The organism is Nocardioides sp. 503 (genome assembly GCF_004522095.1).
In the GTDB taxonomy this organism is placed as follows: Bacteria; Actinomycetota; Actinomycetes; order Propionibacteriales; family Nocardioidaceae; genus Nocardioides.
Genome location: NZ_SPUI01000007.1, coordinates 101,858 through 117,415, shown reverse-complemented (window position 1 = coordinate 117,415; position 15,558 = coordinate 101,858). Strand labels below are relative to the sequence as shown.

Annotated in this window: 16 protein-coding genes; 6 read left to right on the top strand and 10 right to left on the bottom strand. The window is 72.0% G+C overall.

Translation table 11 applies throughout. The annotated features are described in order from the left end of the window. Position 1: 1 nt before the first annotated feature. Genes E4622_RS19060 through E4622_RS19045 form a run of 4 tightly spaced genes read right to left on the bottom strand, consistent with a single transcriptional unit; the run spans position 2 to position 4,118 of the window. Positions 2–1,495: an ATP-binding cassette domain-containing protein gene (locus E4622_RS19060; protein ID WP_134741036.1), complete on the bottom strand. Its 1,494-nt coding sequence runs from the start codon at positions 1,493–1,495 to the stop codon at positions 2–4. 3 nt (positions 1,496–1,498) lie between these two features. Beyond that, positions 1,499–2,311 (bottom strand): 3-keto-5-aminohexanoate cleavage protein, encoded by an 813-nt coding sequence (locus tag E4622_RS19055; RefSeq protein ID WP_134741035.1) that lies wholly within the window; start codon positions 2,309–2,311, stop codon positions 1,499–1,501. 19 nt (positions 2,312–2,330) lie between these two features. Beyond that, complete coding sequence (locus E4622_RS19050; protein WP_134741034.1) at positions 2,331–3,251, bottom strand: VOC family protein; 921 nt, start codon at positions 3,249–3,251, stop codon at positions 2,331–2,333. 12 nt (positions 3,252–3,263) lie between these two features. Further along, positions 3,264–4,118: a fumarylacetoacetate hydrolase family protein gene (locus tag E4622_RS19045; protein ID WP_134741033.1), complete on the bottom strand. Its 855-nt coding sequence runs from the start codon at positions 4,116–4,118 to the stop codon at positions 3,264–3,266. A 143-nt stretch (positions 4,119–4,261) separates the two neighbouring features. On the opposite strand from E4622_RS19045, the gene E4622_RS19040 reads away from it, so the two are divergent. Continuing rightward, complete coding sequence (locus tag E4622_RS19040; RefSeq protein WP_134741032.1) at positions 4,262–4,942, top strand: GntR family transcriptional regulator; 681 nt, start codon at positions 4,262–4,264, stop codon at positions 4,940–4,942. A 559-nt stretch (positions 4,943–5,501) separates the two neighbouring features. Then, complete coding sequence (locus tag E4622_RS19035) at positions 5,502–6,035, top strand: hypothetical protein (protein WP_134741031.1); 534 nt, start codon at positions 5,502–5,504, stop codon at positions 6,033–6,035. A 70-nt stretch (positions 6,036–6,105) separates the two neighbouring features. Here E4622_RS19035 and sigJ read toward each other — a convergent pair whose 3' ends face one another. From sigJ to E4622_RS19010, 5 genes are all read right to left on the bottom strand, one after another. Beyond that, complete coding sequence (gene sigJ, locus E4622_RS19030) at positions 6,106–6,990, bottom strand: RNA polymerase sigma factor SigJ (RefSeq protein WP_134741030.1); 885 nt, start codon at positions 6,988–6,990, stop codon at positions 6,106–6,108. Further along, entirely contained in the window at positions 6,972–7,700 is a 729-nt protein-coding gene (locus E4622_RS19025) for an NAD(P)H-binding protein (RefSeq protein ID WP_134741029.1), read from the bottom strand. The genes sigJ and E4622_RS19025 overlap by 19 nt, the downstream gene beginning before the upstream one ends. Beyond that, positions 7,697–8,110 carry a hypothetical protein gene (locus tag E4622_RS19020; RefSeq protein WP_134741028.1) on the bottom strand — a complete coding sequence of 138 codons (414 nt, stop codon included), beginning with the start codon at positions 8,108–8,110 and terminating at the stop codon, positions 7,697–7,699. The genes E4622_RS19025 and E4622_RS19020 overlap by 4 nt, the downstream gene beginning before the upstream one ends. Positions 8,111–8,185: 75 nt before the next feature. Then, complete coding sequence (locus E4622_RS19015) at positions 8,186–8,812, bottom strand: CoA transferase subunit B (protein WP_134741027.1); 627 nt, start codon at positions 8,810–8,812, stop codon at positions 8,186–8,188. Further along, positions 8,809–9,597 (bottom strand): CoA transferase subunit A, encoded by a 789-nt coding sequence (locus tag E4622_RS19010; protein WP_134741026.1) that lies wholly within the window; start codon positions 9,595–9,597, stop codon positions 8,809–8,811. The genes E4622_RS19015 and E4622_RS19010 overlap by 4 nt, the downstream gene beginning before the upstream one ends. Positions 9,598–9,699: 102 nt before the next feature. Between E4622_RS19010 and E4622_RS19005 the strand changes: the two genes are divergently transcribed. Genes E4622_RS19005 through E4622_RS18995 form a run of 3 tightly spaced genes read left to right on the top strand, consistent with a single transcriptional unit; the run spans position 9,700 to position 12,670 of the window. Continuing rightward, entirely contained in the window at positions 9,700–10,458 is a 759-nt protein-coding gene (locus E4622_RS19005) for an IclR family transcriptional regulator (protein ID WP_134741025.1), read from the top strand. Between the two features lie 41 nt (positions 10,459–10,499). Then, entirely contained in the window at positions 10,500–11,501 is a 1,002-nt protein-coding gene (locus tag E4622_RS19000; protein WP_134741024.1) for an ArsA-related P-loop ATPase, read from the top strand. Then, positions 11,498–12,670, top strand: coding sequence for an ArsA-related P-loop ATPase (locus E4622_RS18995; protein WP_134741023.1), 1,173 nt, complete (start codon positions 11,498–11,500; stop codon positions 12,668–12,670). The genes E4622_RS19000 and E4622_RS18995 overlap by 4 nt, the downstream gene beginning before the upstream one ends. A 37-nt stretch (positions 12,671–12,707) precedes the next feature. Here E4622_RS18995 and E4622_RS18990 read toward each other — a convergent pair whose 3' ends face one another. Next, the gene (locus E4622_RS18990) at positions 12,708–12,992 is read right to left on the bottom strand and encodes a WhiB family transcriptional regulator (protein ID WP_134741022.1); all 285 of its coding nucleotides are present in this window, start codon (positions 12,990–12,992) and stop codon (positions 12,708–12,710) included. 220 nt (positions 12,993–13,212) lie between these two features. Here E4622_RS18990 and E4622_RS18985 point away from each other — a divergent pair, with 220 nt between their 5' ends. Next, a complete protein-coding gene (locus E4622_RS18985; RefSeq protein WP_134741021.1) occupies positions 13,213–15,528 on the top strand; it encodes a transglycosylase domain-containing protein in 2,316 nt (771 codons plus the stop codon). Positions 15,529–15,558: the final 30 nt, after the last annotated feature.

Below are 15,558 nucleotides of genomic sequence, written 5' to 3'. Positions count from 1 at the left end.
GTCAGACACTTCCTTGTTGGAGCTCGGACGGGACGTCCTCGCTGGTGCCGAAGTACGCCGCGTCGAGGGCGTTCTGGTCGCCGAGATGGTGGGGGTCTCCCGAGAAGCTGATGCGGCCGCGGTTGAGCACGTAGGCGCGGTCCGCGAGGTCGAGGCAGCGCGAGACGTTCTGCTCGACGAGGAGGATGGCGGTGCCGAGCGCGTGCACGTCGCGGAGCGCGGCGTACAGCTCGTCGACGACCTTGGGCGCGAGACCGAGCGACACCTCGTCGCAGACGAGCAGGCGGGGACCCGACATCAGGGCCCGCGCCACGGCGACCATCTGCTGCTGGCCGCCGCTGAGCGACCCGGCCAGGGAGGCGAGCTTGTCGCCGACCGGCGGGAAGGTCTCCACGAGGGCGTCGATCCGGCTCTGCACCTCCACGAGGGGCAGCGAGGAGGGTGCCCCCAGCACGAGGTTCTCGCGGACGGTGAGGTCCACGAAGAGGCGGCGGCCCTCCATGCAGTGCGCGATCCCCGCGCGGTTGCGCCGGTAGGAGGGGGCGTCGACGAGCTCGGTGCCGGCCATCCGGATGGAGCCGCCGAAGGCGGGCACGACGCCGCTGATCGCCGCGCAGAGCGTGCTCTTGCCGGCGCCGTTGGCGCCCAGGACCGCGATCACCTCGCCCTCGCCGATCTCCAGGTCCACGCCGTGCAGCGCGGCCTGGCGTCCGTAGCCCGCGCGCAGTCCGCTGACGCTGAGGAGCGGCGGGGCGGCCGGCCGGTCGTCGGCGCGAGCCGCGGCGGCGGCCGGAGCCGCCTCGCCGAGGTAGATCTCGCGGACCCGCTCGTCGGCGGCGATCTCGGCCGGCGTGCCGTCGGCCAGGACCTCGCCCCAGTTCATGACGACGACGCGCTCCGCGAGGGAACGCACCACGGCCTCGACGTGCTCCACGAGGATCGTCGTGATGCCGCTCGCGTGGACGCTGCGGACCAGCTCGATGGCCTCGTCGAGCTCCCTTCCCACGAGCCCGGCCGCGATCTCGTCGAGCAGGACGACGTCCGGCGCGCAGCCGAGCGCACGCGCCACCTCGAGCCGCTTGAGGTCCAGCACCCCGAGGGAGCCGGCGGGACGGGCGGCGTGACGGGTCAGGCCGGTGCGGGCGAGCACCTCGTCCACGTCGGCGCCACGCCGGGCCGCCTGGGTCGCCACCGAGACGTTCTGCCGGACCGTCAGGTCGCGGAACGGTCGCGGGATCTGGCTGGCGACACCGACACCACGGCGGGCCAGCGCCCATCCCGGCAGCCGGTCGACGCGGTGCTCGCCGACGGTGATCTCACCGGTGGTGGGGCGGTGGGTGCCGCTGATCAGCTTGAGGATCGTGCTCTTGCCGGCCCCGTTGGGTCCGATGACCGCGACCGCGGAGCCGGCGGCGACCTCGAGGTCGACGTCGTGGACGGCGCGGACGCCGCCGAAGTGCTTGCTGACCCCTCGCAGGGTGACGGGAGCGCTCACGGCTCAGCCCTCACCGAGGATGAGGTGCCGCGTCTCGTCCACCGTGGCCACGCCCCGGTCCACGGCGGCGAGGAGGCCGGCGGCTCGGGAGACGAGGGCGTCGTTGGAGGGGACCTGCTCGCCCTTGCGGAGGTAGAGCGTGTCCTCCATGCCCGCCCGGACGTTGCCGCCCAGGGCGGCCGCCATGGCGCTGAGCATCAGGTTGGCGCGGCCGATGGCCACCACCTGCCAGACCGTGCCCTCGGGCAGCCGGTCGAGCATCATCACCAGGTTGGCGGCGGTGGGCGCCATGCCGCCCATCACGCCCAGCACCAGGCTGACCTGGAGCCGCTCGGGGATCAGGCCGCGGTCGCGCAACCGCAGCGCGGCGTCGAGGTGACCGGTGTCGTAGAGCTCGAGCTCCGGCTGGACGCCCAGCTCCATCATCCGGGCCGCGAGACGGTCGACGCCCTCGGGCGGGTTGTCGAAGGTGACCCGGCCGAAGGACATCGAGCACGGGTTGAGCGTGGCCATCTCGGGGGCCAGCTCGACCAGTCTGGCGCGCTCCTCGAAGGGGGCGGCAGGCCCGACGCCGGTGCTGACCTGGATCAGGATCGGGCAGCGCTCCCGGACCAGATCGACCGTACGGCGGGCGATGTCGAGGTCGGCCGTCGGTCGCTGCTCGGCGTCGCGGAAGTGCAGGTGGGCGACTGCCGCGCCCTGGTGGTAGGCGGACTCGACGGCCGCCGCGATCTCCTCGGGCTGCGTGGGGACGTGGGGGTTGTCCGCCGTGGTGGCGATGGGCCCGGTGGGGGCCACGGTGATGACGCCGTTCATGAGCGCTCCTGTCGAGCCGTCAGCGGGAGGCGTGGGTGCCGGTCATCAGCGCGCCGAGGTCCTCGGGCGCCAGGAAGGAGGGCGGGGGCGGAGGGCCCCACGCGTAGAGGCCGCGGGCGCCCTCGTAGACGCCGGGCTCCCACAGCTCGTCGTCGACGATGCAGTCGAGGTCGGAGTAGTACTCCGAGAAGTTGCCGGCCGGGTCCTTGAGGTACCAGAAGAAGTTGGAGCCGACGTAGTGGCGGCCCAGGCCCCAGACGTGACGGCCGGGGTCCTTCTCGAGCATCGCCATCGCGCCGCGGCCGATCTCGTCCACGTCGTCGACCTGCCAGGACGTGTGGTGGAGGTAGTTGATCGGCGCCTTCTGGACCAGCACGTTGTGGTGGTCGGTCGTGCAGCGCATGAACGCCGCCAGCCCGCGCACCTCGTCGGAGATCTTGAAGCCGAGACCGTCGGTGAAGAACTTCTGGGTGGCGTCCGCGTCGGTCGAGCCGATCACCAGGTGTCCCAGCTTGCGCGGACGGACGGGGCCCTCCCGGTCGAGGCCCGGGGCCCGACCGTCGGACCGCTCCTGGTTGCCCGGGTAGTTGTACGGCGTGGGCTCGCTGGCCTGCGCCAGGTGCTCGGCGATCGAGACCGTGGCGACGATGCCGGCGATGGGCTCGCGGGTGACCACGCGGTCGCCCTGGTCGTCGACCTCGAGGTCCAGCGCGCCGAGCTGGCGCACGACGCGGTCGAGGTCGTCGCGGTCGTCGACGCCGACGCCCACCTCGAGCAGCCGTCGCTGGGGCGAGTGGGTCAGGCGCATCTGCTCGCCACCGTCGGCGGTCGCGAACCCGCCACCGGGGGTGCGCAGGAGCCCGAAGTCCTCGTAGTAGGCCGCCGTCTCCTCCACGTCGGGCACGCCGATGGTGATGCTGGTCAGACGGTGCAGTGGCATGTCGCGCCCTCCTCAGGCCGAGACGCAGGTCTGGGAGAGGCTGCCGATGCCCTCGATCGTCGAGACGACGACGTCCCCGGGCTTGAGGAACCACTTCGGGGTCCGGCCACCGCCGACGCCCGCCGGCGTGCCGGTGAAGATGACGTCGCCGGGCATCAGGGTCGTCACGGCCGAGAGCCGGTGGACCAGCTCGGCGACGGAGAAGATCATCTGCTCGGTGCTGCCGCCCTGGACCTGCTCGCCGTTGAGGGTGCACGTGAGCTCGAGGTCCGTGGGGTCGTCCAGCTCGTCGGGCGTGACCAGCCACGGACCCTGGGGCGCGAAGCCGGGGTAGGACTTGCCGAGCGAGAACTGCGGCGCCGGGCCGGTGAGCTGGAGCGTGCGCTCGGAGAAGTCCTGGCCGACGGTGAGGCCCGCGACGTGGTCCCAGGCGTCGGCCGCCGCGACGCCCTGCGCCGTACGCCCGATCACGGCGACCAGCTCGACCTCCCAGTCGACGGTGTCGTTGGGCAGGCGCAGCTCGGTGACGGGGCCGCTGAAGCTGGACACGAACTTGGTGAACGTCGGCGGCTCCTCGGGGTAGGCGAAGCCCGACTCGTCGGCGTGCGAGCGGTAGTTGAGGCCGATGGCGAAGACCTGGCGCGGCGTCGGCGAGGGCGCCTCGACCTCCTCCAGCAGGAGCGGCTCCCCGTCGGTGGCGTAGTCGAGCGCGGCGTTCGCGGCCCACGCGGTGAACGCGTCCCACTCGTCGTACGCCGTCAGGGCCGCCGGCCCGAAACGGCCGGAGCTGGCCTTGGCGACGTCGATGCAGCGCTCCCCGTCGGGGGAGACCAACACTGCTCGGCCGAGCTTGGATGCGAGGCGCATGGGCCCTCCTGGTCGTCGGTGCCACTGGCCCCGGTCGTCGGCGGCCATCGGAGTGACGCCGATCACGAAACACCCAGGCGTTAGGACATGTCAAGAGAATTTCGAAACTTGACCCGTTTGCCGCAAACCGTTTGAATGCTCGTATGCCTCGGACCACCGGCCTCACCCGCGCGGATGCGACGATGCTGCGACTGCGCAACGACATCCTCAACGGCCACGTCGAGCCCGGGTCCAAGCTCGGCTTCGCCGACCTCGGTGAGCGCTACCAGGTCAGCACCGGCGTGCTGCGCGAGGTGCTGCCCCGCCTCGTCGAGCAGGGGCTGGCCACCTCGGAGTCCCAGCTCGGCTACCGCGTCGTGTCGGTCTCGGTGGAGGACCTCGAGCAGCTCACCCGCGCCCGGATCGCGATCGAGACCATGGTCCTGCGCCAGGCGACCGGCGTCGGGGACGTCTCCTGGGAGTCCGACGTCGTCGCCGCGCACCACGCGCTGGCACGCACACCGCGCTACGTCGACGGCGACCTCAACCAGGAGTGGATGACCCTGCATGACCGCTTCCACCTGGTCCTGCTCCAGGGCTGCGGCAACCCCTACCTCACCGACGTGGCCGCCAAGCTCCGCTCGATCTTCGACGTCTACCGCTGCTGGTCGCGCGCCGGCGAGGTGAGCTCTCCCCGCGACGTCGAGGGCGAGCACCGGATGATCGCCGAGGCGGCCGTCGCCCGCGACGCCGACGCCTGCGACCGCCTGATCACGGCTCACATCCAGCTGACGACCGACCTCTTCATCAGCACCCGCAACGAGGACGCCACCGTCGGGAGCTGACCTGCGGCCGCGACCCTCAGGCGGTCGGCGCGGCCTGGCTCCGAGTCGGCCCCGAGGTGCTGGGCCCCGAGGCCGAGCTCCTGGCCTGGGTCGAGCGCGGCGGCGCCACCGCGCGGGCCCAGCCTCCGAAGGGCTGAGCGGCCTGGCTCGGATGCTTGACACGCTGGGACCCCCCGACCAAGACTGCCGTTCCAGTGCCGCGCCCCAGGGTCGCCCCGACGGGACCCATGACGTGTCCTCTCTCGGAAGGATGCACATGCGTATCTGCCTCAAGCTTGTTCAGGCTGCCGCCGCGACTGCTAGCTGCGTAGCGATGACTCTGGTGGCCGTGCCGGCGCACTCGGCAGCGCCCGACAGTGCGCGTGGCGCCTGCGACTCGCCTCCCGCCACGAGGGGGGCCACGGTCGTCGATGGCCTCGTGGCGCGCTTGACCGCCCGCGGATTCTCGGAGCGGGCCATCGACAGGTCACTCGCCTCGAAGCTCTGTCTTGTCCGTATCGACCACGGGACCGCCGGCGACCGAGGCGCGCATCTCAGGAGCTCGAACTCAGCGGTCAAGGTGACTCCGCCGAGCATCTACTGGGACCGCCAAGCGGCGCGCTACTACGCGATCAGCAAGTGGAAGTGGGTCAACGAGTCGTACAAGAACGACGGCATGTCCTCCACGTGCGGGTGGAGGAATCTCGGCGGCAACGACGGTTTCGGGACGAGCTTCAACAAGGGGCTGCTGCTGACGGGCTACTCGCTGACCGTGATGTACTCCGGCGGCAAGTCGTGGACCGTTGCCAACGCCGCCGACGCCAACGCATCGGGAGTGGGCTACCGGTTCCAGGACAAGGCCACGCGGACGGGATGCGACGGCTCCGGGATTGGCGTAGCCATCAACTCTGCTCGAGGGCAGCAGGTGATCAGCTTCAAGAAGTCGGGCAAGTGCAAGACCGTGTACGGCTTCGCCAAGTTCGGTCACTCGTGGGACGAGACAGGGATCAACGGCGTCGGCGTGGGCCCTTACTCCGTGAGCTTCCAGTGGACGAAGAACGAGAACTCCTGGGTGGTCGCCAGCCAGCCTGGCGCAACTGCCAAGGTCTGCTGACGCGACCGCGTTCACAGGGGCGGCGACGACCTGTGCACGTTCGTCGGGAGCTGACCTGCGGCCGCGACCCTCAGGCGGTCGGCGCGGACGGCACCCCGGCCAGCTTGTCGGGCGCGAGAACCATGTCGATGCGGGTGATCTGCTCGCCGTCGACGGTGAACGACACGACCGAGTGCAGCCGGCCGCCGACGCGGAAGGTCAGGCCGGTACGGCCGTTGATCTCGACGATCTCCACCTGACCCTCCTTGCGGGCGACGCCGGCGAAGAACCGGGCCACGCGGTCGGGACCGAGCACCGGCCGGCGCGCGGCGTTGACGACCCCGCCGCCGTCGCTGGTGAGCACGACGGACGGGTCGAGCAGGCGGACCAGCCCGGCCAGGTCTCCCCCGGCGGCCGCGCCGAGGAAGGCCCCGACCACGCGGTCGTGGGTGCCGGCGTCGACCGCGACCCGGGGTGTGCCGTCGGCGACGTGCTGCCGCGCCCTGCGGGCCAGCTGGCGCACTGCGACCGGCGTACGCCCGACGGCCTCGGCGACCTCGTCGAAGGGCATCTCGAAGATGTCGTGCAGCACCCACGCGGTCCGCTCCGCGGGTGTCAGCCGCTCCAGCGCGACCAGCAGCGCGTAGCGCACCGAGTCGTCCAGGCTGACCCGGTCGGCGGCATCGGGGACGACGACGACGGGCTCGGGGAGCCACGGACCGACGTACGACTCCCGGCGCACGCGCGCGGAGCGGAGCACGTCGAGCGCCGCTCGAGCGACGGTCACCGTCGCCCACGCAGCGACGTCGCGCACCGACTCGCGCTCGTCGGCGCCGACCAGCCGCAGCCAGCAGTCCGCGACCACGTCCTCGGCCTCGGCGTGGCTGCCGAGGATGGCGTAGGCGACGCGGACCAGCCGGGGCCGCTCGGCGTCGTACGCCGCCGCGAGGAGGTCGGTCACCGGCCGGCCAGCCACGCGTCGAAGGTCAGGGTGCCGCGGGGGCCGTCGGACTGGGGCAGCAGCGCGCCGGAGCGCATCGCCCTCCCGGCGGCGCCCGGCACCCGCACCGGGACGACGCGTCGCCCGCGCGCGACCCGGCGGGCGAGGTCGACCACCTGGAGCCGCTCGGGGCCGGCGAGCTCGGGAGCCCGGCCGGCCGGCTCGCCCTCGGCCAGGGCCATCAGCGCCTCGGCCACCTCGCGAGCCGCGACCGGCTGGCTGAGCATCCGCGGCACCAGCGAGAACGGCCCGACCCGCATGAAGTGGAGCGCCTGCTCGGCGAACTCGTGGAACTGGGTCGCGCGGAGCACGCTCCACGGCACCGGCCCCTCGGCGACGAGGCGCTCCTGCAGTCGCTTGCCGGCGTAGTAGCCAGAGTCGACGTCGTCGATCCCCACGATCGAGAGCACGACGTGGTGGCGCACGCCGGCGGCCGCCTCGGCGTCCAGGAGGGTGCGGGTCACGCCGCCGAAGAACGCCTCGGAGTCCACCCGCTTCTGCGCCGCCTGGTTGGCGGTGTCGATGACGGCGTCGACGCGAGCCAGCCGCTCGGCCAGCCCGGCGCCGGTGGTCAGGTCGACGCCCTCCGAGCGCGACAGCACGACCACGTCGTGCCCGCGCTCGCGGGCCACCTCGACGACGTGGCGGCCGACGACGCCGGTGCCACCGGCCACGGCGATCCTCATCGCTGCGCCTCCTTCCGCGCCGGCACGAGCAGGAGCAGTGCCAGGACCAGCGTCCCACCCAGCGTCACGACGTTGCCGACGGCGTCCAGGGTGTCCATCTCGGCGAGGTGGTGGCCGTGGTAGCCCAGGTGCGGCACGGAGAACACCGTCCAGGCGGCGCCGAGCAGCGTCGTCACGTGGGACCCGCCCCAGAGCAGACCGAGGAGGCCGGCCGCCGCGAGCGCGAGGTACAGCCCGCCCACGTCGCGGACGAGGTGCTCGTTGTAGGGCCCGTCGCCCCCGACCCACATCCGGTTCAGCCCGGGGAAGTCGTCGTAGAAGGAGCGGGGTGCCAGCGAGGCCCACGCGCCGACGTAGACCGCCGCTGCCGTGAGCACTCCCGCTGCCGCCGTGTGCGTCGTGGTGTCCATGCCCTGGTGACGAGACAGCCCGTCCGCTACGTGACATCGGCGGACTGTCCCCCCATCCGCCGGGAAGCCGCCGTGCTACAGCAGCGCGGGCTCGGTCTTCTCGCGGACCTCGTCCTCGGTGACACCGGGAGCCAGCTCGACGAGCCTCAGGCCTTCCGGGGTCACGTCGATGACGCACAGGTCGGTGATGATCCGCTGGACGACGCCGCGGCCGGTGTAGGGCAGCGAGCACTCCTCGACGATCTTGTAGGTGCCGTCCTTGGCGACGTGCTCCATCAGGACGATCACCCGCTTGGCGCCGTGGACCAGGTCCATCGCGCCGCCCATGCCCTTGACCATCTTGCCCGGGATCATCCAGTTGGCGATGTCGCCGCGGGCCGAGACCTGCATCGCGCCGAGGATCGCGGCGTCGATCTTGCCGCCGCGGATCATGCCGAACGACGTGGCGGAGTCGAAGAAGCTCGCGCCGCGCCGCAGCGTGACGGTCTCCTTGCCGGCGTTGATGAGGTCGGCGTCCTCCTCGCCCTCCCAGGGGTAGGCGCCCACGCCGAGGATGCCGTTCTCCGACTGGAGCACGAGCTCCACGTCGTCGTCGACGTAGTTGGGCACCAGGGTCGGCAGGCCGATCCCGAGGTTGACGTAGGAGCCGTCGGTCAGCTCGGAGGCCGCGCGCGCGGCCATCTCCTCGCGGGTCCAGCTCATGCTCCGGCTCCTGCCGCTCGGGTGCGCACGGTGCGCTTCTCGATCCGCTTGTCGGCGGCCTGATCGGGCGTCAGCGCGACGACGCGCTGCACGAAGACCCCGGGGGTGTGCACGTGGTTGGGGTCGATCTCGCCGGGCTCCACGAGCTCCTCGACCTCCGCGATGGTGACGCGTCCGCACATCGCCGCGAGCGGGTTGAAGTTGCGGGCGGAGTCGCGGTAGACGAGGTTGCCGTGGCGGTCGCCCTTCCAGGCGCGCACCAGGCCGAAGTCGGCCACGATCGCGTGCTCCAGCACGAACTCGCGCGGACCCTCGGCGGTCTCGAACGTCTGGATCTGCTTGGGCGGCGAGGAGACGACGACGTTGCCGGCGTCGTCGTAGCGCCACGGCAGGCCGCCGTCGGCGACCTGCGTGCCCGACCCGGTGGCGGTGAAGAACGCCGGGATGCCGGAGCCGCCGGCACGCATCCGCTCCGCGAGCGTGCCCTGCGGGGTGAGCTCGACCTCGAGCTCGCCCGAGAGGTACTGGCGCGCGAACTCCTTGTTCTCCCCGACGTAGGAGGAGATCATCCGCCGGATCCGACGCTCGGCGAGGAGCCGGCCCAGGCCCCAGTCGTCGACGCCGCAGTTGTTGGACACCGCCTCGAGCTCGTCGACGCCGGCGCTGAGCAGCGCGTCGATGAGCACGGACGGGATCCCGCAGAGTCCGAACCCGCCCACCGAGAGCGTCGCCCCGGAGGGGATGTCGGCCACGGCCTCGGCCGCGGAGGTGACCACTTTGTCCATGGGCCGATCCAATCCATCCGGGTCCCGCCCGTCAACGGGTGGCCACCCACCAGACGCGCATCACTCGCACAGTGGACCACCGCCTCCGGTAGCGTCCATCCAGTGAACGCCCCGGTCGACGTCGTGGGCCGCGCCGGCGCCCTGCTGCGCGCGGTCTCGGCCCGTGAGCCCGACGGCGCGTCGACCTCGGCGCTCGCCCGGGCCACCTCGCTGGCCCGCCCCACGGCGCACCGGCTGCTCGCCTCCCTGCAGGCCGAGGGCCTGCTCGAGCGCGACGAGGCGACCGGGCGGTGGCTGCTCGGGCCCGAGCTCTACCTCCTCGGCGCGGCGGCCTCCGCCCGCTACGACGTCACGGCGCTCGCGCAGCCGGTCGTCCGCAGGCTGGCGGTGGCCACGGCCGAGAGCGCGTTCTTCTCCGCCCGCCGCGGCGACGAGACGATCTGCCTGGTCCGCGAGGACGGCAGCTTCCCGATCCGCTCCCACGTGCTCGCCGAGGGGACCCGCTTCCCGCTGGGCGTGGCGTCGGCCGGGATGGCGGTGCTGGCCTACCTGCCCGACCCCGAGGTCGACGACTTCCTCGCCCGCACCGACCTGGCGGCGTCGTACGGCGAGCAGCACCGCGCCGACCGGGTGAGGGAGCGGGTGGCCGCGACCCGCGGCGAGGGCTACGCAGTCAACCCGGGCCTGATCGTGCCCGGCAGCTGGGGCATGGGGGCGGCGGTCTTCGACGGCCAGGACCGGCCCGCGTGGGCGCTGAGCCTCACCGGCATCGAGCAGCGCTTCGGCGAGGACCGCCGGCGCGAGCTGGGGGCCGTCCTCCTCCAGGCCGCGCACGACCTCACCCGCATGCTGCGCCGCTAGGGCCGATCCCGCCGCTGGGCCGACTCACTAGGCTCTGAGGTGTGAGCGACTGGCCGAAGGTGCGACTGCACGTCGTGACCGGCAAGGGCGGCACGGGCAAGTCCACGGTCGCCGCGGCGCTCGCCCTGGCGCTCGCCGACAGCGGCAAGAACGTCCTGCTCTGCGAGGTCGAGGGCCGCCAGGGCATCGCTCGGATGTTCGACGTCGACCCGCTGCCCCCCGAGGAGCGGCGCCTCACCACCGGGCTGCCGGGCGCCGACGGCGAGCCGGGTGTCGTGCACGCGCTGCACATCGACCCTGAGGCCGCGCTGCTGGAGTACCTCTCCCTCTACTACAAGCTCGGTCGCGCCGGCCGCGCCCTGGACCGCTTCGGCGTCATCGAGTTCGCCACCACGATCGCTCCGGGCGTGCGCGACGTCCTGCTGACCGGCAAGGTCTTCGAGGCGGTCCAGCGCAACAGCCGCAACAAGGGCGCCATCCAGTACGACGCCGTCGTGCTCGACGGCCCACCCACCGGTCGCATCGTGCAGTTCCTCAACGTCAGCAACGAGCTCGCCGGCCTGGCGAAGGTCGGACCGATCAAGTCGCAGTCCGACACGATGATGACGCTGTTCCGCTCGCCGCGGACCGCGGTGCACCTGGTGACGGTCCTGGAGGAGATGCCCGTGCAGGAGACCGCCGACGGCATCGCCCAGCTGCGCGAGGCGGACCTCCCGGTGGGCGGGGTGGTCGTCAACCTCGTGCGACCCCAGGACCTCTCGGCCGAGGACCTCGCCGTCGCCCGGGCCGGCACCCTCGACCGCGCCCGCGTGGCCTCCGACCTCGAGGCCGCCGGGATCGAGGCCGACACCGGCCTGGTCGACGGCCTGCTCGCCGAGGCCCGCGACCACGCGGAGCGCCGCGCGCTCGAGGACTCCCAGCGCGTGCTGGTCGGTGGGCTCGGCGTCCCGACCTACGAGCTGCCCCGGCTGGCCCAGGGCGTCGACCTCGGCGCGCTCTACGAGCTGGCCGCGAGCCTGCGGGCGCAGGGGATGAGCTCATGACCAAGAGCCGCACCCGCGTCGGCCCGCGCGGCACCCGCGCCCCGGCCCTCGACGTCGACGCCCTTCTCGACGACCCCGCCACGGGGATCATCGTGTGCTGCGGCTCCGGCGGCGTCGGCAAGACCACGACGTCGGCGGCGCTCGCCCTGCGTGCGGCCGAGCGGGGTCGCAAGGTGGTCGTGCTGACGATCGACCCCGCGCGTCGCCTGGCGCAGTCGATGGGCATCGCCGAGCTCGACAACACCCCGCGCCCCGTCGCCGACATCGACACGGCGGACGGCGGCCGGCTCGACGCGATGATGCTGGACATGAAGCGCACCTTCGACGAGGTGGTCGAGAGCCAGGCGAGCCCCGACAAGGCGGCGCAGATCCTGCAGAACCCCTTCTACATCGCCCTCTCCAGCTCGTTCGCGGGCACGCAGGAGTACATGGCGATGGAGAAGCTCGGGCAGATCCACGGCACGTCGGTCGCCGACGGCACCTACGACCTGATCGTCGTCGACACCCCGCCCTCGCGCTCGGCGCTGGACTTCCTCGACGCCCCCGAGCGGCTGTCGAGCTTCCTGGACGGCCGGTTCATCCGGCTGATGCTCGCGCCGGCGCGCGGACCGGCGCGCCTGATGACCGCGGGTCTGGGCATCATCACCAACGCCATGACCCGAATCCTCGGCGCGCAGGTGCTGCGCGACCTGCAGACGTTCGTGGCGGCGCTGGACACCGTCTTCGGCGGCTTCCGCCAGCGCGCGCAGAAGACCTACGCCCTGCTCCAGGCCGAGGGCACCGCCTTCCTGGTCGTCGCCGCGCCGGAGCCCGACGCCCTGCGCGAGGCGGCCTACTTCGTCGAGCGGCTCAGCGAGGACCGGATGCCGCTGGCCGGGCTCATCGTCAACCGCGCCAGCCCGGTGCCGGCAGGCACCGTGTCGGCCGACGAGGCGATGGCGGCGGCCGAGCGCCTGCGGCGCGAGGACCCGCACTCGTCGACGGCGGGCATGCTGCGCCTGCACGCCGACCAGACCCGCCTCGTGGAGCGGGAGGCCCGCCTGCGGCGGCGCTTCGACGCCGCGCACCCGCAGGTCGCGACCGCGGTCGTCCCGGCGCTCGCCGGCGACGTCCACGACCTCGACGGCCTGCGGCGCGTCGGCGAGCTGCTCGCCGTACGCCAGGGCTGAGCCGCCCCTCGCGGGTCGGCTCAGGCGCGGCGTCGGGTCAGACCGGGACCGGCTGCGCGATGTCGGCGCGGGCGGTCTCGAGGACCGTGCGCCACGAGGCGGCGGGACGACGGCGCAGCAGGGCCCGGCGCTCGCGCTCGGTCATGCCTCCCCAGACGCCCCACTCGATCTGGTTGTCCAGCGCCTCCGCGAGGCACTCGGTGCGCACCGGGCACCCCGAGCACAGCTGCTTGGCCTTGTTCTGCTCGGCGCCACGGACGAACAGCTGGTCCGGTGCCGTGGTCCTGCAAGCGGCGCGCGGCGCCCAGTCCTCTACCCACATGATCGATGTCCCCACATCCTCGGGTGGTGGTGCGTCCCCATGACGCCTCACCGGCCCGATCCCATTGCGCTCAAAGTAAAGGACGTTCGGGTCGCACCGTAAGGCCTAGTCGGCCCACCTCTTATAGTCACAAATGACTAGTCCATGCTCCTCAGCATGGCCCTGGGGGTGCGGCCGCGAGGAAATCGCCCGCTCCCGCCGCTCCCGTACCCTAGGGGCCATGCCTCGCCCCCGCTCTGAGCGTCTCTCCTCCTCCAAGGTGCTGTCCCACCTCGGAGTGATGGTGGCGGTCTCCGCCGTCCTCGGCGTCGTCGTCGCCGGCCTCGCCATCCCCTTCGCCGCCGTCCTGGGCGTCGCCACGGAGAACGTCGCCGACAGCATGGACAAGCTGCCGACCGAGCTCGAGGCCGACGACCTGCCGCAGAAGACGCGCATCCTGGACCGCAAGGGCGAGACCATCGCCACGATCTTCGACGAGAACCGCGTCAACGTCTCGCTCGACCAGGTCTCGCGCACGATGGTCCAGGCGATCGTCGCCATCGAGGACTACCGCTTCTACGAGCACGGGGCGCTCGACCTCAAGGGCACGCTGCGCGCGCTGCTGACCAACTCGGCCTCCAGCGGCGTGGTCCAGGGTGGCTCCTCGATCACCCAGCAGCTGGTCAAGCTGACCCTCCTCAGCCAGGCGGACACCCCCGAGGAGCAGGCCGCGGCGATCGACCAGACCTACGCCCGCAAGCTGCGCGAGCTGCGCTACGCCATCGCGATGGAGGAGAGCCACACCAAGGACTGGATCCTGGAGCGCTACCTCAACACCGCCTACTTCGGCGACGGCGCCCACGGCATCCAGGCGGCGGCGCGCCACTACTTCAACGTCAACGCGCGCAACCTCAACCTCAACCAGTCGGCCGTCCTCGCGGGCCTGGTCCAGAACCCCACCAAGTTCGACCCGACCAACTCCCCCGACCGCACCAAGCAGCGGCGCGACATCGTGCTGGACCGGATGGCCCAGCTCAACGTGATCCCGCAGGAGAAGGCCGACCGCACCAAGGAGCGCGGGCTGCGGCTCGAGGTGCGCAAGACCCGCAACGGCTGCGTCTACTCGCGCGCGCCGTTCTTCTGCGACTACGTCCTCAACTACCTGATGAAGGACCGCTCGCTGGGCAAGACCGCCGAGGAGCGCGAGCGCCTGCTCAAGTCCGGCGGCCTCACGATCCGCACCACGGTCGACCTCCGCTTCCAGGACGCCGCCGACGAGTCCGTGCGCTCCCACGTCTACAAGGAGAACGACGCCATCGGCGCGCTCGCGATGGTCGAGCCCCGCACCGGCGAGGTGAAGGCGATCGCCCAGTCGCGACCGATGGGCCGCAAGAAGAAGGAGGGCGAGTCCTACCTCAACTTCGTCGTGCCCTCGCAGTACGGCGACTCCAACGGCTTCCAGGCCGGCTCGACCTTCAAGGCGTTCGTCCTCGCGGCCGCGGTCAACCAGGACATCCCGCTGTCGGAGCGGATCAACTCGCCCCAGCAGGTCTTCCTCGACCAGGGCGACTTCGAGGTCTGCGACGGGGAGAGCTACGCGAGCTCGGAGATCTGGAAGCCGCAGAACTCCACCAGCTCCGGCAACTTCGACCTCTACCAGGGCACGCGCCTGTCGGTGAACACGTTCTTCGCCCAGCTCGAGCAGCGCACCGGCATCTGCGAGCCCTTCACGCTGGCCAAGAAGATGGGCGTGCAGCTCACCGACCCCGACACCGAGATGATCCCGGCGTTCACGCTCGGCGTGGCCGACGTCAGCCCGCTCGAGATGGCCGAGGCCTACGCGACGTTCGCCGGCCGCGGGCTGCACTGCGACGCCCGCCCCGTCACCGCGATCATGGACCCCAATGGCAACGCGCTGAAGAAGTACCCCGCGCGCTGCACCCAGGTGATGCCGAGCCCCGTGGCCGACGCGGTCAACGACGTCCTGCGCGGCGTGCTCGAGCCCGGTGGCTTCGGCTACAGCGCCAACATCCAGACCGCGCAGCCGGCCGCCGGCAAGACCGGCACCATCCAGGACAACAAGGCGGTGTGGTTCGTGGGCTACACCCCCAACCTCGCCACCGCCTCGATGATCGCCGGCGCCAACAAGGAGGGCACCAAGATCACCCTCAACGGGCAGACCGTCGGCCCGTCCTACGTCGCCTCCGCCGCCGGCTCCACGCTGGCCGGCCCCATGTGGGGCGACGCGATGAAGGTCATCGAGCAGTGGCTCGACGACGAGGACTTCGAGAAGCCGAGCAGCTCCGACATCCGCGGGGTCCTGACCGGGATCCCCGACGTCGGCGGGATGAGCGTCGACGACGCCCGCAACGAGCTGGAGAACCTCGGCTTCACGGTCAACGTCGCCGGCGCCAAGGCCTCCGACTACCCCAAGGGCACCGTGGCCTACACCGACCCCGAGGCCGGCGTCGAGCTCGCCAGCGGCGACACGGTCGTCATCTACACCTCCACCGGCAAGCGGCCCAAGGGCGGACGCGGGGGCCGCGGCGGTCGCTGACCCGATCGCTGGCCCCGTGGGCGGGCCGGT